At 67.2% G+C, this 20,183-nt stretch carries 11 protein-coding genes and 1 riboswitch; of the genes, 4 read left to right on the plus strand and 7 right to left on the minus strand.

Features of this window, described 5'->3' with window-relative positions:
- The first annotated feature begins 357 nt into the window (after window positions 1-357).
- Window positions 358-585, plus strand: a riboswitch (cobalamin riboswitch).
- Window positions 586-715: 130 nt separating this feature from the next.
- The 3 genes from FHW85_RS14830 (at window position 716) to FHW85_RS14840 (ending at window position 9,877) form a co-directional block, all read left to right on the plus strand.
- Window positions 716-2,599 carry a TonB-dependent receptor gene (locus FHW85_RS14830; RefSeq protein ID WP_168648773.1) on the plus strand — a complete coding sequence of 628 codons (1,884 nt, stop codon included), beginning with the start codon at window positions 716-718 and terminating at the stop codon, window positions 2,597-2,599.
- Window positions 2,600-2,798: 199 nt separating this feature from the next.
- Window positions 2,799-5,954: an efflux RND transporter permease subunit gene (locus tag FHW85_RS14835; RefSeq protein WP_168648774.1), complete on the plus strand. Its 3,156-nt coding sequence runs from the start codon at window positions 2,799-2,801 to the stop codon at window positions 5,952-5,954.
- 764 nt (window positions 5,955-6,718) lie between these two features.
- Window positions 6,719-9,877, plus strand: coding sequence for an efflux RND transporter permease subunit (locus tag FHW85_RS14840; protein WP_168648775.1), 3,159 nt, complete (start codon window positions 6,719-6,721; stop codon window positions 9,875-9,877).
- Window positions 9,878-9,985: 108 nt separating this feature from the next.
- Here FHW85_RS14840 and FHW85_RS14845 read toward each other — a convergent pair whose 3' ends face one another.
- From FHW85_RS14845 to FHW85_RS14865, 5 genes are all read right to left on the minus strand, one after another.
- On the minus strand, window positions 9,986-10,420 hold the full coding sequence (locus tag FHW85_RS14845) for a DUF3617 family protein (RefSeq protein ID WP_168648776.1): 435 nt from the start codon (window positions 10,418-10,420) through the stop codon (window positions 9,986-9,988).
- 104 nt (window positions 10,421-10,524) lie between these two features.
- Complete coding sequence (locus FHW85_RS14850) at window positions 10,525-12,567, minus strand: alkaline phosphatase family protein (protein ID WP_168648777.1); 2,043 nt, start codon at window positions 12,565-12,567, stop codon at window positions 10,525-10,527.
- A gap of 199 nt (window positions 12,568-12,766) precedes the next feature.
- Window positions 12,767-14,407, minus strand: a complete 1,641-nt coding sequence (locus FHW85_RS14855) for a multicopper oxidase domain-containing protein (RefSeq protein ID WP_168648778.1) — start codon at window positions 14,405-14,407, stop codon at window positions 12,767-12,769.
- Between the two features lie 95 nt (window positions 14,408-14,502).
- Window positions 14,503-15,939, minus strand: a complete 1,437-nt coding sequence (locus tag FHW85_RS14860) for an MATE family efflux transporter (protein ID WP_168648779.1) — start codon at window positions 15,937-15,939, stop codon at window positions 14,503-14,505.
- Window positions 15,940-15,988: 49 nt separating this feature from the next.
- Window positions 15,989-16,579 carry a DUF2239 family protein gene (locus tag FHW85_RS14865; RefSeq protein WP_168648780.1) on the minus strand — a complete coding sequence of 197 codons (591 nt, stop codon included), beginning with the start codon at window positions 16,577-16,579 and terminating at the stop codon, window positions 15,989-15,991.
- 203 nt (window positions 16,580-16,782) lie between these two features.
- On the opposite strand from FHW85_RS14865, the gene FHW85_RS14870 reads away from it, so the two are divergent.
- On the plus strand, window positions 16,783-17,310 hold the full coding sequence (locus FHW85_RS14870; protein ID WP_168648781.1) for a lipid A 3-O-deacylase: 528 nt from the start codon (window positions 16,783-16,785) through the stop codon (window positions 17,308-17,310).
- A 65-nt stretch (window positions 17,311-17,375) separates the two neighbouring features.
- Here FHW85_RS14870 and FHW85_RS14875 read toward each other — a convergent pair whose 3' ends face one another.
- Window positions 17,376-18,905 (minus strand): DHA2 family efflux MFS transporter permease subunit, encoded by a 1,530-nt coding sequence (locus tag FHW85_RS14875; protein WP_168648782.1) that lies wholly within the window; start codon window positions 18,903-18,905, stop codon window positions 17,376-17,378.
- Window positions 18,906-18,984: 79 nt separating this feature from the next.
- Window positions 18,985-20,172, minus strand: coding sequence for an HlyD family efflux transporter periplasmic adaptor subunit (locus tag FHW85_RS14880; RefSeq protein ID WP_167252938.1), 1,188 nt, complete (start codon window positions 20,170-20,172; stop codon window positions 18,985-18,987).
- Window positions 20,173-20,183: the final 11 nt, after the last annotated feature.

Below are 20,183 nucleotides of genomic sequence, written 5' to 3' on the forward strand. Positions count from 1 at the left end.
ATTCGTAAGCCCCGGATCGCAGCGAGAGAACTTCCCCAAGCCTCGTCGCGCCGCACGCAAGTTCCCGCGGTAAGCGGTCCGAACATAATTGCGAAAATCGCTGGGCGTCAACAAAATATTTACGCTTACGCGAAGCTTACGAAGCTCACTGAAACAATGACTTAGGCAAACAAATGAAATATTACCCGGAGCTTGCGTAAAACCTTCGCGAAACTTGCTTCCGGACAATATTTGGTGGCCAAACCGTCAAGAAATGACAGAAATGTCGGCCATGGGAAACGATGATGATCGCAGGAACAGGCGCCCCCCCCCATCGGGTCATTCCGCCCCGCGTTGTCAGCCACCCGGCCTCCCCGTTAAAGTTGCGTTCGTTCGGGTGTCCCAAAGCCACGCTGCCAAGGGATGAAACGGGAAGCCGGTGCGCCTTGAGGGCAAGGCCGGCGCTGCCCCCGCAACGGTAAGCGAGCAGTTCTTGCCTCCAGCGACATGCCACTGCGCTCCCACGAGCGCGGGAAGGCCGCGGGAGGATCGCGCGGCAAAGCGCACTCGCAAGCCCGGAGACCGGCCCGAATATCTTTCCTGGTGGCTCGCGGAGGGCGCAGCCGGACCACGTGCCGGTGCCGTTCGCCTGCCGTCGTTTGCGCCTCCTCCTCCGTCATGCCGCCAGCTCGTCATCGATGGGCCGTGCGCGAGGCGCGGCCGAGGAAAACGCTCCATGAAGAAGACCCTGCTGGCCACCGCCCTGCTGTCCTGCTTCGCCGCGGCCCACGCCGCCGACCAGAACGACGCCGGGCAGCTCCCCACCGTGGTGGTGACCGCCACCCGCACGGCCACGCCGATCGACGAGACGCTGGCGCCGGTCACCGTGCTGACCCGCGCCGACATCGAACGCCTGCAGCCGCAGTCGGTGCAGGATCTGCTGTCCGGCCTGCCGGGCGTGGCCTTCGGCAATGCCGGCGGCCTGGGCCAGCAGACCTCGCTGTTCATGCGCGGCACCAATTCCTCGCACACGCTGGTGCTGGTCGACGGCGTGCGCATCGGCACGGTGGGCGCGGGCATTCCGGCCTTCGAGCAGCTGCCGGTGGAACAGATCGAGCGCATCGAGATCGTGCGCGGCCCGCGTTCCAGCCTGTATGGCTCGGATGCGATCGGCGGCGTGATCCAGATCTTCACCCGCCACGGCCAGCCCGATCAGGCGCTCACGCCGTCGGTAACCGTAGGCGTGGGCAGCCATCGCCTGGCCGACGGCCAGTTCGGCCTGTCGGGCGGTTCGCGCAACGCCTGGTTCAACGCCAGCGTGGGCGGCCAGTACACGCGCGGCATCAATGCCTGCCGCGCCGCGGCGGCCGGCGTGGGCGGCTGCTTCACCAACGAGCCGGACGACGACGGCTACCGCACCTACAACGGCGCGCTCAGCGGCGGCTATCGCTGGGACGGCGGCACCGAACTCAGCGCCAGCGTGCTCAAGAGCAAGGGCGACATCGAATACGACGGCGACTTCCAGAACTACACGCGCCGCTCGCAGCAGGTGGCCGGCGCGAACCTGCGCTTCGCCGTGCTCGACGCCTGGAAGATGAGCCTGAGCGCCGGCCAGAACATCGACCGCGCCGACAACTATCTCAACCGCGCGGACCTCGGCGCCGATATGGCGCCCGCCGGCCATCTGTATTCGCGCCGCAACCAGGCCAGCTGGCAGAACGACGTGACGCTCGCGCCGGGCCAGCTGCTCAGCGCCGGCGTGGACTACCAGCAGGAACACGTGCAGAGCGACACCGACTACCTGCGCAGCAAGCGCGACAACACCGGCGTGTTCGCGCTGTACCAGGGCCAGTTCGGTCCGCACGAGATCCAGCTGTCGGCACGCCACGACCACAACCAGCAGTTCGGCAACCACGACACCGGCTCGGCCGCCTACGGCTACGGCTTCGAGAACGGCCTGAAGTTCACCGCCTCGTACGGCACGGCGTTCCATGCACCGACCTTCAACGACCTGTACTTCCCGCCGTTCTTCGGTTTCGCCACCGCCAATCCCGACCTGAAGCCGGAGAAGTCGCGCACGGCGGAGATCGGCCTGTCGGCGCGTCCGGGCGTGTGGAACTGGGCGGTGAACGCCTACCAGACCAAGGTGGACGACCTGATCGGCTACGACGCCTTCTTCGTGCCGGTCAACATCAGCAAGGCGCGCATCCGCGGCATCGAGGGCCAGGCCGGCGCCGACGTCGACGGCTGGCACCTGCGCGGCTATCTCACCTTCCAGAAGCCGGAGAACCGCGGCGAGGACGATCCCAACCGCGGCAACCTGCTGGCGCGCCGTCCGGAACGCATCGCCCGCCTCGACCTGGACCGCGATCTGGGCGGCGCCTTCAGCATCGGCGGCACGGTGAATGCCGAGGGCTACCGCTACGACGATGCGGCCAACCTGCAGCGCCTGGGCGGCTACGCCACGGTGAACCTGCGCGCGAGCTGGCATTTCCAGCCGGGCTGGACCCTGCAGGGCCGCGTGGCCAACGTGTTCGACCACCGCTACGAGACCGTGCGCTTCTACAACCAGCTGGGCCGCACCGCCTACCTGACGCTGCGCTACAGCCCGGCGCACTGAGATCCGGGCGCAGGTTGGGGTGAGCCGCAGGCGAACCCCAACGTGGCACCGTCATAGGCCGCGACGTTGGGGTTCGCCGATGGCTCACCCCAACCTACGACCTATATGCGCCACGCACTTCAGGCACATCCCAAGCATGTGCCCCCCGGCATAAAGTCCCGCCTGCGGAGCGCCGCAGGAGGCGCCGCCCGGGGACTACGTGAACATCTTCGCTCCAATGATCCGCCGCCCGGTGGGCACTTCGCTGCTCGCGCTGGGCCTGGCGCTGGCCGGCATCTGGACCTACCTCCTGATCGGCGTAGCCGCGCTGCCGGCGCTGGAATTCCCCGGCATGTCGGTCTATGCGGAAGTGCCCGGCGCCAGCGCGCAGACCATGGCGTCCACCGTGGCCGCGCCGCTGGAGCGGCACCTGGGGCGGATTCCCGGCATCAAGGAGATGAGTTCGGAGAGCAACGACGGCTCCAGCTCGGTGATCCTGCTGTTCGAGCCGGGCAAGTCCACCGACAAGCTGGCGCGCGACGTGCAGGCGGCGATCAATGCCGCCCAGGTGGACCTGCCCTCGAGCATGACCATCCCGCCGCGCTACTTCAAATTCAACAACTCGCAGATGCCGGTGCTGCTGCTGTCGATGACCTCGAGCACGCAGAGCCCCGACAAGCTGTTCGACATGGCCGACACGCTGATCAAGCCGGTGCTGTCGCAGGTGCCGGGCGTGGCGCAGGTGCGCATCATGGGCGGACGGCCCAAGGCGGTGCGCGTCGAGCTCAACAATGCGCAGCTGGCGGCCATGGGCCTGTCCGGCAACGACGTGCGCAATGCGCTGCGCGCGGCCAACGTCACCTCGCCGCAGGGCATCCTGAGCGACGGCACCACGCAGATGACGGTGACCGCCACCGATTCCCTGCACAATCCCGAAGAATTCGGCCAGCTGCTGATCTCGGTGAAGAACGGCACGCCGGTGCGGCTGTCGGACGTGGCCAAGGTCTACAGCGGCCAGCAGGACGAATACCAGGCGGCCTGGTTCAACGGGCAGCGCTCGGTGACCATCCGCGTGAGCAAGCGCCCGGAAGCCAATGCCGTGGCCACCGCCGACGCGGTCCGCGCCAAGCTGCCGGAAATGCGCTCGTGGCTGCCGGCGGACCTCAAGATCACGCCGATCTTCGATCTCACCCAGACCACCCGCTCGGCCCTGCACGAGGTGGAGATCGCCCTGCTGCTGAGCATCCTGCTGGTGGCGCTGGTGATGCTGGTGTTCCTGCGCCGGCTGCGCCCGACCCTGATCGCCACCTTGAGCGTGCCGCTGTCGCTGGCCGGCGCCTTCATCGTGATGTGGTCGCTGGGCTACACGCTCAACACCTTGTCGCTGGTGGCGCTGGTGCTGTGCATCGGCTTCGTGGTGGACGACGCCATCGTGGTGATCGAGAACATCGTGCGCCACATGGAACACGGCGAGCAGGCGCTGCCGGCGGCGCTGCTGGGCGTGCGCGAGATCGGCTTCACGGTGATCTCGATCACCCTGTCGCTGGTGGCGGTGTTCGTGCCGCTGCTGTTCGGCAACAGCCAGTTCACCGTGATCATGCGCGAGTTCTCGGTGACGCTGACCGCCGCGGTGGTGATCTCGGCGGTGATCTCGCTCACCGTGACGCCGGCGCTGTGCGGCTGGATGCTCAAGCAGGAGAGCGAACGGCGCGAACCGGGCCGGATCGAGCGTGCCGTGGAGCGTTTCGACCGCGGCATGCAGCGCGTCTACGAGCGCGCGCTGGACTGGGCCATGCATCACCGCCGCCTGATGCGCTGGCAGCCGCTGATCCTGCTGGCGCTGACCGTGGGCCTGGCCATGGCGGTGGTGAAGACCGCCGGCTTCAACTTCATGCCCAAGGAAGACATCGGCCTGATCCGCGCGATGGTGCGCGCCGACACCAATATCTCGCCCGGCCTGATGGCGCTGCGCGCGCAGAAGGCCGCCGAGATCATGCTGAAGGACCCGGCGGTGCTGGACGTGACCACCTTCCTCGGCGCCGACAATGCCGGCGGCGCGGTGGGCAACCAGTCGGTGATGTACGTCGACCTCAAGCCCAAGGGCAACGGCCCCGGCGAGCGCCCGGAACATATCGACAAGGTGGTCGAGCGCCTGCGCAAGCAGTACGAGCTGCTGCCGGAGGTGCAGGTGTCGCTGAGTTCGCTGAGCTTCTTCAACGGCGGCGGCGGTGGCGGCGGCCAGGGCGCGGAGAGCTTCCAGCTGATCAGCGCCAGCACCATCGACCTGCAGCCCTGGGTCTACAAGGTGACCAGGCTGATGAAGGACCGGCCGCCGTTCCGCGACGTCAGCAGCGACTACGACAATATCGACAAGCAGCAGATGCTGAAGGTGGACCGCCAGGCCGCCGGCAGGCTCAACATCAGCATGGGCATGGTCGACACGGCGCTGTACAACGCCTTCGGCCAGAACCAGGTGTCGATCATCTATTCGGACATCAACCAGTACTGGGTGGTGCTCACCTCCAGCGCCGAGCACACGCTCACCCCCGGCACCCTGCTCAACACCTATGTGCGCAACGGCACCGGCGGCATGGTGCCGCTGTCGGCGGTGGCCAGGATCGAGCCGAACGTGACGCCTTCCATCGTCAATCACTACAACCAGATGGAAGCGGTGCAGATCTACTACAACCTGCCGCCGGATTTCCCGCGCGACAAGGGCATGCAGCTGATCGACCAGCTGGTGGCCGAGGCGCGCCTGCCGGCCGGCGTGAAGATCGGCTACACCGGCGAGAACGAGAACCTGCAGGAGAGCAAGGACAACTCCATGCTCCTGCTGCTGGGCTCGATCTTCGCCATGTATATCGTGCTGGGCATCCTGTACGAGAGCCTGGGCCAGCCGCTGACCATTCTTTCTACCCTGCCGGCGGCCGGCGCGGGGGCGTTCCTGGCCATGCTGGTGACGCAGACGCCGATGTCGCTGATCGGCGTGATCGCGATCCTGATGCTGATCGGCATCGTGAAGAAGAACGCGATCCTGATGGTGGATTTCGCCCTGGTGCGGCAGCGCGAGTACGGGCTGTCCGCGCCGGAGGCGATCCGCGAGGCGGCGCTGGTGCGCTTCCGGCCGATCACCATGACGACCCTGGTGGCGATCGGTGCGGCGCTGCCGCTGGCGATCGGGTTTGGTATTGGCGCGGAGACGCGGCAGCCGTTGGGGGTGGCGATTGTGGGTGGGTTGCTGGTGTCGCAGTTGCTTACGTTGTTGAGTACGCCTGCCATTTATCTGTGGAATCACGATCGCAAGGAGCGCAAGGCGGCGCGGAGGGCGCGGCGCGAGGCGAAGCGCGCGCTGAAGGCGGCGGGGCAGGCGGCCTGACCCTTGCTCGTCATCCCGGCGTCGCCTTTGCTCGTCATCCCGGCGTAGGCCGGACGAGCGCGTAGCGCGAAGAACGCCCGCAGGGCGGCCCCGAAGGGGGGAGCGAAGCGAATCATCCAGTAGCGATAACGCTCGGTTGTCGCGCTGACGCACGCGTGTCTCGCCTGTCGGCGAGTGTTTCGTGCCGCTGCCGCGGCCCGACTTACTTTCTCTTGCGTGCCCAAGAGAAAGTAAGCAAAGAGAAGGGCACCCTGCTTGGCGCCCTCAGCAGCTGCGCAGCTGAGGGTCCGTGAGGGCTGGCCGGGCTTTTTGACAGGGCATCCATGCCCTGATCAAAAAGGCGAGGACTCCTGTCCTCGCCCCCCTGCGGGGGCCTTTTCGTCCAGCCCTCACCGCCGGCGCCAAGGGGACCCTGAAGATCAAGAGCAAAAGCGCGCCAGCGGAACGCCGCGGCTGCGCCGCGAGCTCTTCGCTCGCTTTTCGCCCCACCCGTCATCCCCCTCTCCCCTCCGGGGAGAGGGTTGGGGTGAGGGGCCGCTCTAGCGACAACGTTTTTACGAAGCGCAGAAAAAAGCTCTTGAGCTCAAGAAGCCCCCTGCCTTTCGACACGGCCGGACTAAAGGCACATCCGCGCGTCACGGGTGGCGCGGTCTTATAGCCGATATGATTGCCCATGCCCCCGATGCCCGTTGCATCGGTACTCCCCGGTGCGCGCCGATTCGCCCTGCAGGCTACGCGCAGCGCACCTCCGGTACGGAAGCCTTGTGAACATTTTTGCGCCGCTGATTCGTCGACCCATCGGCACCTCGCTGCTCGCCATCGGGCTGGTGCTGGCCGGTTTCTGGGCCTACCTGCTGCTGGGCGTCGCGGCGCTGCCGACCATCGAGTTTCCCGGCGTGGTGGTGTTCGCGCAGATGCCGGGGGCCAATGCGCAGACCATGGCCAGTTCGGTGGTGGCGCCGCTGGAGCGGCATCTGGGCCGGATCCCGGAGATCCGGCAGATGGTGTCGACCACCAACGACGGCGCCACGCAGATCCAGATCCTGTTCAATTTCGGCCGCAGCGCCGACAAGGCCGCACGCGACGTGCAGGCGGCCATCAATGCGGCCCAGCCGGATCTGCCGCCGGGCATGCCCAGTCCGCCGCAGTACTTCAAGTTCGACACCTCGCAGATCCCGGTGCTGCTGGTCTCGCTCACCTCGACCAGCCTGCCGCCGGACAAGCTCTACGACCTCACCGACACCATGCTCAAGCCTGCCGTGGCCCAGGTGCCGGGCGTGGCCCAGGTGCAGGTGTTCGGCGGCACGCCGCATGCGGTGCGCGTGGCGCTGAACCCGGATGCGCTGGCCGCCAAGCAGCTCACCAGCGACGACGTCAGCAATGCGCTGATCGCGGCCAATGTCACCGCGCCGCAGGGCGTGCTGAGCAATGGCTGGACGCAGATGACGGTGCTGGCGAACGATTCGCTGCATACCGCCGACGAGTTCGGCGCGCTGCTGATCGCCTCGCGCAAGGGCACGCCGGTGCGGCTGTCGGACGTGGCCACCATCACCAGCGGCCAGCAGGACGAGTTCCAGGCGGCCTGGTTCAACGGCGACCGCACGGTGGCGATGCAGATCAGCAAGCGCGCCGACGCCAACGCCGTGGCCACGGCGGACGCCATCCGCGCCAAGCTGCCGGAGTTCCAGCACCTGATGCCGGCGGACGTGAAGATCACCCCGATCTTCGACCTCACCCAGACCACCAAGTCCGCGCTGCACGAAGTGGAAGTGGCGCTGCTGCTCAGTATCGCCATGGTGGCGGTGGTGATGCTGATCTTCCTGCGCCGCATCGGCCCCACCCTGATCGCCATGCTCAGCGTGCCGCTGTCGCTGGCTGGCGCCTTCGTGCTGATGTGGGTGCTGGGCTACACCTTGAACACGCTGTCATTGGTGGCCCTGGTGCTGTGTATCGGCTTCGTGGTGGACGACGCCATCGTGGTGATCGAGAACATCGTGCGCCACATGGAACACGGCGAACGGCCGCTGCAGGCGGCGCTGACCGGCGTGCGCGAGATCGGCTTCACGGTGGTCTCGATCACCTTGTCGCTGGTGGCGGTGTTCGCGCCGATGCTGTTCGGTAATAACTTTTTCACCACCTTGATGAAAGAGTTCTCGGTGACGCTCACCGCGACGGTGGTGATCTCGGCCATCGTCTCGCTGACCCTGACGCCGGCGCTGTGCGGGCGCTATCTCTCGCTCGAACATCCGGACGGCAAGCCCGCCTCCGCGCTGTCGCGCCTGGCCGAACGCTTCGACGGCTGGCTGCTGCACGTGTACGAGCGCTCGCTGGACTGGGCCATGCGCCATCGCGGCCTGATGCGCTGGCAGCCGCCGCTGCTGCTGGTGCTGACCGGCGTGCTGGCCTTCGCGGTGGCCAAGACCGCCGGCGGCGGCATCATGCCGGAGGAAGACATCGGCATGCTGCAGGCCAATTTCAATCTGGATGCGAACATCTCGCCGACCCTGCTGGCCGAGCGCGCGCAGAAGATGGGCGCGATCATGCTGAAGGACCCGGCGGTGCTCGACGTCACCACCATCCTGGGCGGCAACAACAACAATGGCGCGGTCGGCAACAGCATCACGCTGTTCGTGGACTTGAAGCCCCTGGGCAAGCAGCCCGGCCAGCGCCACGACCCGGTCAAGGACGTGATCAAGCGCCTGGATGCGCAGTACAAGGCCATCCCGGACATCACCGCCTCGCTGACCCCGCTGCAGTTCATCGGCGGTGGCGGCGGGGGTGGCGGCGGCGGCGGGCAGTATCAGTTCCAGCTCAGCAGCGCCGACGGCACCGACCTGCAAGGCCCGACCCTCAAGCTGGCGCGCGTCATGCGCGGCCTGAAGGAATTCCGCGACGTCACCACCAACTTCGACGCCATCGGCAAGCAGCAGAAGCTGAAGGTGGACCGCGATGCGGCCGGCCGCCTGCTGCTGAGCGCGGCGTCGGTGGACACGGCCTTGTACAACGCGTTCGGACAGCGTCCGGTGTCGGTGATCTATTCGGACATCAACCAGTACTGGGTGGTGCTGACCTCGGCGGCGCAGTCGATCAGCCCGGACACGCTGCTCAACACCTATGTGCGCAATACGCAGGGCAAGATGATCCCGCTTTCGGCGGTGGCCAAGATCGAGCCGAACATCGCGCCGCTGGAGATCCGCCACTACAACCAGCTGGAATCCTCATCCATCAGCTACAACCTCGCCGATGGCGTGTCGCAGGTGGAAGGGCTGCGCCGCGTCGACGACGCCATGGCCGCGGCCGGGCTGCCGGCCGGCGTGCAGAAGAAGTACAGCGGCAACAACCAGCAGCTGATGGAAGCGCTGACCAATGGCCTGTTCATCTTCTTCGCGGTGATCATGGCCATGTATATCGTGCTGGGCATCCTGTACGAGAGCCTGGTGCATCCGCTGACCATTCTTTCAACCTTGCCGGCTGCGGGCATGGGCGCCTTCCTGGCCATGCTGGTCACGCATACCCAGCTGACCATGATGTCGGTGATCGCGATCCTGATGCTGATCGGCATCGTGAAGAAGAACGCCATCCTGATGGTGGACTTCGCCCTGGTCGCCGAACGCGAACACGGCCGCTCGCCGCCGGAGGCGATCCGCGAAGCGGCCCTGGTGCGCTTCCGTCCGATCACCATGACCACCCTGGTGGCGATGGGCGCGGCACTGCCGCTCGCGATCGGCTTCGGCGCGGGTTCGGAAATGCGTCAGCCGCTGGGCGTAGCGATCCTGGGCGGCCTGTTCGTGTCGCAGCTGCTGACCTTGCTCAGCACGCCGGCGATCTACCTGCGCGTATACGACCGCAAGGCGCGCAAGGCCGCGCGGCGCGAGCGGCGGCAGGCGAAGCGCGCATTGAAGGCGGCCAGCCAAGGCGCCTGAAAGAACGCGTAGGTTGGGGTGAGCGCAGCGAACCCCAACATTCGCCATCCATAGCGCCACGCATCGTTGGGGTTCGCTGCGCTCACCCCAACCTACGGGGAGCGGCGGTCAATCCTTGGGGCTGGTGCAGGCGGCGTAGCGCCGGCCGTCGACGCGAAGCAGCGGTTCCGCGCCCTCGGCGCCCAAGCTGGCGCTGTAGTGCTCCGGCGAATCGAAGGCGACCCGGCCATGCAGCACGGGCGGTGCATGGCACTGCACATGCCAGTCGAGCGAGGTGCGGCTGCGGTGTTCGTCGCTGCGCTGGCAGCTCGCATCCGGTGGCGGCAGCGCGAACGATGCCCACGGATCGGCGTCTTCATCGACGCAATGCCACGCCACCGTCTCATGCGGCGCGCCCTTGGCATGCGTGACGATCTTCCACAGGCCAGGCATCGCCTGGAAATCGCCGGCGTCGGCATGCGCGCGCGGCGCCAGCACGGACGACAGCAGTAATACGGTAAGCGCGGCGTGGACGAAGCGCGCCAGCTGATAAGCCACTTGCATCGGTAAGCCCTGCCCGGTGATCCATGCTGGCCGGCGCCACCTCCCTGCGGCACCGGCGCGGAGGCGCCATGGCCCCGTGGCCATGGCGCGGTGACTGGCGGCCGTCAGTCCTGCAGGTCGTCGTTGTCGTCGCCGTCGTGCCGCGCGTAGCGGCCGAAGTCGAACATGTCCATCAGATTGCCCAGCGCCGGCGCATTCACCGGCACGTACGGATTGTCCGGACGCGAGCGCGGATTCGGCAGGTTGTCGCGGCCGCGCGGCGAGATGGTCTCGTGCAGGCCCCAGTTGGCTTCGACGAATTTGTCGAAGGAGACATGGTCGTAATAGGTGTGCACCACGCGGCCGCCGGTGGAGAAGCGGGAGATCACCAGCATCGGGATGCGCGTGCCGTCGCCGAAGAAGTCGATCGGCTGGATATAACCGGAGTCCCAATAGCCGCCGCCTTCGTCGAAGGTGACCACGATGGCGGTGTCCTTCCACACCTCGGGATTGGCCTTGGCCATGTCCACGATCTTCTTCACATAGCCCTCGAACAGGCCGAGCTTGGAAGACGCCGGATGGCCGTCGAGGATGCCGTCCGGCTTGGCGATCGCCACCGCGGGCAAAGTGTTGTTCTGGATGTCGCGGTACAGGTCGTTGATGTCCTGGTTGTTCGCGCGCAGCTTGGGATCGGTCATCACCTGCGTGGAGTACAGGAACGGATCGCAGATATTGCAGAAGGTACCGGCCTCGCCGTTCTCCTTGCCGTCGCCCCAGCCTTCGCCGTAGTACTTCCAGCTCACGTGATGGCGGCTGAGCAGCAGGGCCAGGTTCTCCTGCCGCGTCGGCGGGATGGTGAACTGGTCCGCGCCCAGCGGCGCGGGCGTGCCGTCGCCCAGGTAGCCGGGGTTGTAGTTGTTGACCAGGTAATAGGCGTCGCGCTTGCAGTCGCCGCCGCGGAAGCTGCGGTACGGCAGGCTGCGCAGGTAGTCCTTCACCGAGGCCACGCCCGGCTGGCTTTCGTCCGCGCAGTTCACGTAGGAACCGCCGCCGTAGCCGTCCTGCGTGTACCAGTTGTCGGCGCCCGGCATGGGATCGGGGTTCTCGATCTGGTTGACCGGCGGCGTGGCCGGACGGCCCTGTGCGTCGGCGTAATAGATCAGGCTGGCATAGCCGAGCATGATGTGGTTCGCGCCGGTGCCGCCCATCACGGACTGGTGGAAGTTGTCGCTGAGCGCATAGTCGCGCGCCAGCTCGTTGAAGTACGGCGCGTCGCCCTTGGCCATGTTGAGGAACTGCATGGCGGTGGAGCCTTCGCCGGTGGTCTGGTCGTTGAAGCTGGCCGGCCGCGGCGCGCCGTTGCTGCCGGCGCCGAAGCTGGTTTCCACCCACGGGAACAGATCGTTGCGGCAGCCGCTGGGGTTGCTGCGCGTGGCGGCGCCGGCCGAGCAGTCGAGCTGCTGCCACATCTGGAAGAAGCGGTGCACGGGGCTGTTGGCGTAGTCGTCGTAGCTGAGCGACGCGCTCATGTCGACCGGCGCATTCGGCAACTGCGTGGGGAAGCGCGTATCGACCACGTGCCCCGGCAGGCCGGTGCCGCCGCTGGCGAGCTGGCCGTATTCGCCCGCGGGCAGGCCCGGCTCCACCGCTTCGGCCTGCGCGGCGGAAGCGAAATAGGGCTGGGTCGGCGCGCCGCCGGTGTTCATCGCCGGCAGCATGGCGTAGGGCGCGGTGCGCTTGGGCGCGATGGCGAACTTGCCGGTGTCGGTGGCCTGCCACTGCCTGGCCAGGGCTACGTTCGGGCCCGGCGTGCCGTCGGCGTTGACGATGCCTTCGGACAACAGGTTGTGCACGCTCTGGCCCTTGGGCGGCGTGTAGGTGGCGTAGACATGGTCGAAGGTGCGGTTTTCGCCGATCAGCAGAATCACGTGCTTGATCGGGGTGCGCGTGCGGTCGCTGCGGTCGCCCGGCTCACCGGGGCGGTGCAGCGTGACGATGCCGCCCGGTATGCCCGGACGCGGACTGGTGCCGGCGCCGGGAATGCCATGGCGGAACGCGGCATCCTGCTCGGCGTTAGTGGTTTGCGCACCCGCCGCGCCGGCCAGGACGGTGGCGAGCGCAGCGGTGAGGAACGGCAGGTAACGCGGACAGCCGTGAAGCTTGGGCATGACTTTGGACTCCTGCAACGCGAAGGCTGCAACGTGGTCCCCCTGATGCGGCCGCGTGCCGTGGAATGACGCGGGCCGGCGCGGAGCATGGTCTTCGCCCATGACGTTGCGTTGGCAGCGAAGCGACAGCGATGGCGGCGCAGATGACAGCGCGGCGACAGGCGCAAGGGCTTGCGCAAGCGCAAAAACCAGCGGTTTTTCAGGCTTTCGGCAACAGCTTGAAAGGCCGCATCATTTCGTTGTCTTCATGCTCGAGCAGGTGGCAATGCCACACGTATTTGCCGGGCTCGCCCTCGAATCGCACGATGATGCGAGTGACCATGTCGGCGTCCGCGCGCACTGTGTCCTTCCAGCCGGCCTCATGCGGCGGCGGCGGCTGGCCGGGGCCGGTGTACTTCAGTTCCTTGCGCTCGTTCCAGGCGAACAGGTCGTAGGGGCGGCGCTCGAGAATCTGGAAGCGCACCAGGTGCAGGTGGATCGGATGCGCGTCGCCGGTGAGGTTGACCAGGCTCCAGATTTCCACGCTGTCCTGCACGGGATCTTCGGTGATGGGATCGGACCAGTGATGGCCGCCCAGGGTCATCATCATCGCGTTGCCGTTGGCGTCGTCCATCTCGCCGACGGTAAGGATGCGTTCGCGCACGGCGGTGGCGGCCTCCATGCGCGGCACGGCGCGCAGCGCGGCAGGCACGGCGACCGACGCCGCACGCTTGTTGTCGCGGCTGCGCACGCGGAACTGCAGCAGCGGTTCGGAAGGCTGGCGCAGTTCCACCGTCTTGCCGTCCAGGCCGGAGAAATCGACCACCACGTCGGCGCGCTCGGCCGGATACAGCTCCACGCGCATGCGTTCCAGCGGTGTGCCGAGAAGGCCCTGGTCGCTGCCGATCTGCACGAAGGGACGGCGGCTGGAAAGGCTCAGTTCGTAATGGCGCGCATTCGCCGCATTGATCAGGCGCAGGCGGTAGCGGCGCGGCTCCACTTCCAGGTACGGATACAGCTTGCCGTTGCACAGCGTGGCATTGCCGTAGGCCTCGGACACCCACGGTGCGGCGGGGTCGTCGGAGACCGGATAGTAGAGCTGGCCGTCGCGCGCGATCAGCCGGTCGCACAGCATCAGCGGCAGCTCGTAGTCGCCCGAAGGCAGGGCCAGCGCCTGTTCTTCCGGATCGCGCAGCAGGTAGGCGCCGTACAGGCCGGCATAGATGTTGAGGCGCGTGATGCCCATCGCGTGGTCGTGGTACCAGAGCGTCGCGGCGTCCTGCGCGTTCGGGTAGCGGTAGAGCAGCGAGTGGCCGGGCGCGAAGGCGTCTTCCGGCCAGCCGTCGTCGTTCGGGCCGACGCGTGCGCCATGCACGTGCGCGACGGTGCGCACGTCGGGGCGGTCTTTTTCCGCGCCGTGGATGCCGTGGTCGATCGGCAGCAGATGATGCGTGGGCAGCGCGTTCGCCCACTCCACCAGAAAAGGCTCATCGCGCCGCGCTTCCAGGGTGGGTCCGGGGCTGCTGCCCTGGTAGCCCCATAGCGTGGTGGGCGGCAGGTCGCGGTGCAGGCGCGCCTGGAACGCGCGCATCTCCATGCGATAGAGCGGCAGGCGCCGGCCGGGATGCGCGGGGTGCTCGCGCTGCCCGATCGGGCGCGCCACCGGCGGCAGCGGCAGGGCATCGACGAAGCGCGCCAGCGTGGCGGGATTGACCAGCGGCTGGTTCGGCTGCGCCAGCTGCGGCGCCATGCGCTTGTCCGCCATCGGCATGGCCGGCGCCGCGCGCAGCAAGCCGGGGAACAGCGGCGCGGCGAGCACACCGCCGGCGCCGAGCAGGAAACGGCGGCGCGAGAAGCTCATGCGCACCGCCGGCAGCGAAGGAGGGGACGGGTCATCCGCCCGACCTTAGGCACGCGGCATGACAGTCGCGTGGCAGCGGGCGGGGGCTGTTTAGTTTAGTCGGCGGCTTCGGCGGCCGCGGCTTCGGGCAGGCCTGGCGCCGGCGCGGGAGCCGGCGGCGCCAGCATGTGCGCCTTCTGCCAGCCGCCCCAGCGGTAATACGCCATGGCCATCAGCATCGAGGCCAGCGAGCCGAGCGGGAAGCTCCACCAGATGGCGTCGGCACCGAGCTTGGGCATCAGCGCGAAGGCGAACGGCGGGCGGATCAACCACATCGAAATGGTGAGCACGATCAGCGGCGGCCACACCGCGCCGGTGGAGCGCACCACGCCGAACAGCACGAAGGTGATGCCGAAGAACAGGAAGGACCACACCGCGATCATGTTCAGGTGCTGGGCCAGCGCGATCGCCTCGCCGTCGCCGGGCAGGAACAGATGCAGCGCCGCGCGGTTGAAGAGATAGATCAGCGCGATCAGGGTGCCGCCGAACAGAAAGTTGTAGGCCACGCCGGCGCGGGCGATGCGGTGCACGCGGTCCCACAGCCGCGCGCCGATGTTCTGCGCCGCCATCGAGGACACCGCCGCGCCGATCGCCATCGCCGGCATCTGCACGTATGTCCACAGCTGGGTGGCGGCGCCGTAGGCGGCGGTGGTCTGCGAGCCGTAGCCGTTGACCAGGCGCATCATCAGCATGGCCGAGGAGGAGATCACGATCATCTGCAGGCCCATCGGCAGGCCCTTGAAGATGAGCGCGCGCAGGATCGCCGGATCCGGCTTCAGATACGCCAGCTCGTCGCCGGTCAGGCGCAGGAAGTGCTTGCGCCGGTACAGCGTGGCCAGCAGCGCGACCAGGGCCACGCTCTGCGAGATCAGCGTGGCGAAGCCCGAGCCGGCCGTGCCCATCGCCGGCACCGGACCCCAGCCGAACATGAAGAGCGGATTGAGCGCGATGTCCAGCAGCACCGACATGCCCATGAACATGAAGGGCGTGCGCGCGTCGCCGGCGCCGCGCAAGGTCATCATCAGGAAGTTGTAGAAGTACATCGACGGCATGGCCACGAACACCATGCGCAGATAGGGCACGGCGTACGGCATGGCATCCGGCGGCGTACCCAGCTGGCGGAGCATCCACGCGGTGTTGAAGTAGCCGCACACCGAAACCAGCGTCGACAGCGCCACGAAGAAGGTGACGCCGGTGCCGACCACGCGCTTGGCTTCCACCATGTTGCGCGCGCCCAGGCTCTGGCCGACCAGGATGGTGCTGGCCATGCTCACCCCGAACACGGCGGTGAGCAGCAGGAACACGATCAGGCTGGCATTGCTCACCGCGCTCAGCGCCGACTCGCCCAGGAAGTGGCCGATCCACATCGCATTGACGGAGGCGTTGAGCGACTGCAGCACCGTGCTGCCCATGATGGGCAGCGCGAACAGCAGCAGGGTGCGGGCGATCGGCCCTTCAGTGAGCGAGGGCTGGCGGGTGGCTGGCGAGGACATGGGCTAGCGGGTGGTTCCGGGCTGGAGCGAACGGCGGGACGTCAGGGCTTCAGGCGATGGCGTCCGCGTCGTTCCAGGCAGCCGCCGCCAGGCGACGCGCATGATCGCGCACGTCGGAGGGCCACGTCTCGATCAATTGTCCGAAACGGTCGCGCTCGCCGCGCCAGTAGGCACGCGAGGCTTCCTCGTAGTGCGGCAGGTCGCCGGCCATGGCCTGCATGAAGCGGTCCAGCGCTTCGCCGGCGCGCAGGGCGCGGTCCTGCTCGCCGCGGCGGGCGTCCTCCACCAGCCGGCGCAGGGTGGCGGAGGCGCCGCCGGCCTGCGCGGCCAGCCATTCCCAATGGCGCGGCAGCAAGGTGACCTCGCGCGCCACCACGCCGAGGCGGGGGCGTCCCGGGCCGCGCGGGGCGGCGTCGGTGGCCGCGCTGGCGAGGCCCAGGCGGGACAGCACATCGTCCACGCCGCCGCGGAAATCGATTTCCACGGGCAGGCTGGTCTGGTCGTCGAACACGAGCACCGGTCCCTTGGCGCCGGCGTCGATCGCCTGCTTGGTGGCGGCGGCCACCTCGCGCAGCGGACCCGAGGCGATCAGGCGGTGGCCATCGAAAGCGGTGCAGCTTTGGCTCTGGCTAGGGTGCATGACATTTCATCCGGGGAGAATGTGGGGTAATGCTTTTTATCCGGGTTATTGCAATTCCGCAATAACCATCCGGGCTAAACCAATTGGTGCGTCTGGGGGAACGCTGCGTCGAACGAAGGTGGGATTTACGAGTTCACCTGTGATCGACGACACTTATTGAACCATATAGTTCATAAAAGAACTGTCCCCCAAAAGGCACCCCCATGCGTTTGAACAAGGTTTTTCTTAGCGCTCTTGCGTTGGCTCTGGCCGGCGCTACGTCGGCCGCTGCGGCCGCGACCCACCTGGAGCTCCAGGGCGGCCGCAGCTACATGGATTCCCACGGCACCAATGCGGCGTTCGTGGAAGCTACTTTTGACGCCAACCCGATCGGCAGCAGCCGGTTCACCTGGGCGCCGGACGTCTCGGTGGGCTGGATCGGCGGCCGCAACCTTTCCCGCTACCAGGGCAACCGCTACGAGACCGGCGACGACGTCTGGCTCGTGGCCGGCGGCGCCCGCCTGCGCTACGGCAGCGACAGCGACTGGTACCACGGCTTCTTCTACAGCCTGCAGGGCGCCGTGCAGACGGGCCGCACGATGGCGCTGAGCAGCGTGGGCGAATTCGTGAATACGGTGGGTTGGCAAGGCAAATACCTCAGCTTCCAGATCCGCCACATCTCCAACGGCGGCACGCACGGTCCTAACCGTGGCGAGACCATGGCGCTGGTAGGCGTGGGCTTCGATCTGTAAGACGCTTTCACCCCCGAAAATTGCAACGGCCCCGAACGGGGCCGTTGTTTTTTTCTCCGGAGCGGTCAGTGCCCACCGCCCGCGGCGGACCCGGCCTTGGCCGTGAATGGCGGCCTGGTCATCCAGACCACGGCGACCAGGCTGACGAAGATCCAGCCCAGCACGTGGAACACCTCGTTGAAGGAGATCTGGTAAGCCTGCTGGGTGATCATCTGGTTGACCACGGCCGCCGCCGTCTGCGGGTCGCCACCGCCGAGCTGGCCCAGCGCCTGCGTCGCGGTGGGGTCGTACGGCGTGATGTGCTCGCTCAGGTGGGCGTGGTGCACCACCGCGCGGCGGTCCCACATGAACGTGGTCAGCGAAGCCGAGAAGCTCGCTCCCAGCGTACGCAGGAAGGTGGCCAGGCCGCCGCCCGCGGCGATCTCGTGCGGCTGCAGGTCGGACAGCAGGATGGTCGTGACCGGCATGAAGAACAGCGCCACGCCCAGGCCCTGCAGCAACTGCACGCCGGCGATGTGCATGAAGTCGATGTCCAGGAAGAAGTCCGAGCGCAGGAAGCTGGTGGTGCCCATCACCAGGAACGAGATCGAGGCCACCAGGCGCAGGTCGAAGCGCGTGGAGTACTTGCCCACCACGAAGGTCAGCAGCACCGGCAGGATGCCCAGCGGCGCGCTGGCGAAGCCCGCCCACGTCGACGTGTAACCCAGGTTGCGCTGCATCCACTGCGGCACCAGCAGGCCGATCGCGAAGAACGCCGCATAGGCCAGCACCAGCGAGAGCGTACCCATGCGGAAGTTGCGGTGGCGGAACAGGCGCAGGTCGACGATCGGTTCCTTGTCGGTGAGCTCCCAGATCAGGAACACCAGGATGCCCAGCAGCGCGACGATGCTGGTCACCACGATGAAGGTGGAATTGAACCAGTCCTCGTCGTTGCCCTTGTCCAGCACGATCTGCAGCGCGCCCACGCCGATGATCAGGGTGATCAGGCCGACGTAGTCCATCTTCGGCCGCGTGGTCACGTCCTTGCGCTCCTTCATCTGCGCGCCGATGACGAAGCTGGCGAAGATGCCGATCGGCACGTTGATGAAGAAGATCCACGGCCACGAATAGTTGTCGGTGATCCAGCCGCCCAGGATGGGGCCTGCGATCGGCGCCACCACCGTCACCATCGCCAGCAAGGCCAGCGCCATGCCGCGCTTGGCCGGTGGATAGATCGAGATCAGCAGCGCCTGCGTCACCGGATACATCGGCCCGGCCACCGCGCCCTGGATGGCGCGGAACAGGATCAGCATGCCCATGCTCTGCGCGATGCCGCACAGGAACGAGGCCAGCGAGAACAGCAGGGTGGACCAGATGAACATCTTCACCTCGCCGAAGCGGCGGGTGAGGAAGCCGGTGAGCGGCAGCGAGATGGCCATGCTCACCGCGAACGAGGTGATCACCCAGGTGCTCTGGTTCACGCTCACGCCGAGGTTGCCGGCGATGGTCGGCAGCGACACGTTGGCGATGGTGGTGTCCAGCACCTGCATGAAGGTCGCCAACGACAGGCCGACCGTGGTCAGCGCCATGTTGGGGGGACGGAATTGTGTGCTCATGGGATAGGCGTGCCGGAGGGCGTGGGGGAGAGAAGGCCGGCTGCGGCGGGTTCCCGCGGGGAAATCCGCCGCCGGCGGCTTACTTCTGGCCGGCCATGTTGGCGTGGATGATCTGGCCGATCGCGCTGTCGGCTTCGGCCATCTGTTTGGCGTAGACGTCGGTGTTGAAGGCCGGCTGGGTCGGCGCCTGCCTGGCCAGCATCGGGCCGGTCTGGTCGTGCAGGTTCACTTCCACGTCGGTGGACAGGCCGATGCGCAGCGGGTGTTCGTCGAGCTGCTTCGGATCGTCGAAGAACACGCGCACCGGCACGCGCTGCACGATCTTGATCCAGTTGCCGGTGGCGTTCTGCGCCGGCAGCAGCGAGAACGCGCTGCCCGTGCCCACGCCCAGGCTCTGCACATGCGCCTTGTAGGTGACCTTGCCGCCGTAGACGTCGGCGCGGATCTCCACCGGCTGGCCGATGCGCATGTGGGTGAGCTGGGTTTCCTTGAAGTTGGCGTCGATCCACACCTGGTGCAGCGGCACCACCGCCATCAGCGGCGCGCCGGTGGCAACGCGCTGGCCCAGCTGCACCGAACGCTTGGCGACGTAGCCGTCGACCGGCGCCACGATGGTGGTGCGCAGGTTGTCCAGGTAAGCCGCGCGCAGCTTGGCGGCGGCGGCCTGCACGTCCGGATGCGAAGCGACCACGGTGTCGTCGACCAGCACCTTGCTGGTTTCCAGCTGCTGCTGCGCGGTGATCAGGCCGCTTTCGGCGGTGGTGAGGGTGTCCTGCGCGTGCGACAGCTCCTCGGCCGAGATGGCGCCGGACTTGGCCAGGTCGCGGCGGCGGTTGAAGTCGGCGCGCGCCTTGTCCACCGCCACCTTGCGCGCGGCGACGTCGGCCTGCGCGCCGGAGACATTGCTGTACAGGCCGCGCACGTGGCGCACGGTGCTGGCCAGGCTGGCCTTGGCTTCGGCCAGGGCGACTTCGGTGTTGCTGGGATCGAGCTTCACCAGCACGTCGCCGGCATGCACCAGGTCGCCGTCGTCGGCACCGATGGTGACCACGGTGCCGGGCACCTGCGGGGTGATCTGCACCACGTTGCCGTTGACGTAGGCGTCGTCGGTGCCTTCGTACCAGCGGCCGTCGAGGAAGTACCACGCGGTCCAGCCGGCGGCGGCAAGGATCACGGCCACGCCGAGCAGGCGCAGCAGCAGGCCGCGGCGGTTCTTCGGGGGCTGGGGAGCGGCGTTGTCGGCCGCGAGCGGAGTTTGGCTAGACATGGCGAAAAGCC

This window comes from Dyella sp. SG609 (assembly GCF_012275375.1).
GTDB classification, from domain to species: domain Bacteria; phylum Pseudomonadota; class Gammaproteobacteria; order Xanthomonadales; family Rhodanobacteraceae; genus Dyella_D; species Dyella_D marensis.

Coding starts and splice junctions, on each gene's coding strand:
- FHW85_RS14830 (WP_168648773.1), top strand. CDS start 716: ATGAAGAAGACCCTGCTGGCCACCGCCCTGCTGTCCTGCTTCGCCGCG.
- FHW85_RS14845 (WP_168648776.1), bottom strand. CDS start 10,420: ATGCAAGTGGCTTATCAGCTGGCGCGCTTCGTCCACGCCGCGCTTACC.
- FHW85_RS14850 (WP_168648777.1), bottom strand. CDS start 12,567: ATGCCCAAGCTTCACGGCTGTCCGCGTTACCTGCCGTTCCTCACCGCT.
- FHW85_RS14855 (WP_168648778.1), bottom strand. CDS start 14,407: ATGAGCTTCTCGCGCCGCCGTTTCCTGCTCGGCGCCGGCGGTGTGCTC.
- FHW85_RS14860 (WP_168648779.1), bottom strand. CDS start 15,939: ATGTCCTCGCCAGCCACCCGCCAGCCCTCGCTCACTGAAGGGCCGATC.
- FHW85_RS14865 (WP_168648780.1), bottom strand. CDS start 16,579: ATGCACCCTAGCCAGAGCCAAAGCTGCACCGCTTTCGATGGCCACCGC.
- FHW85_RS14870 (WP_168648781.1), top strand. CDS start 16,783: ATGCGTTTGAACAAGGTTTTTCTTAGCGCTCTTGCGTTGGCTCTGGCC.
- FHW85_RS14875 (WP_168648782.1), bottom strand. CDS start 18,905: ATGAGCACACAATTCCGTCCCCCCAACATGGCGCTGACCACGGTCGGC.
- FHW85_RS14880 (WP_167252938.1), bottom strand. CDS start 20,172: ATGTCTAGCCAAACTCCGCTCGCGGCCGACAACGCCGCTCCCCAGCCC.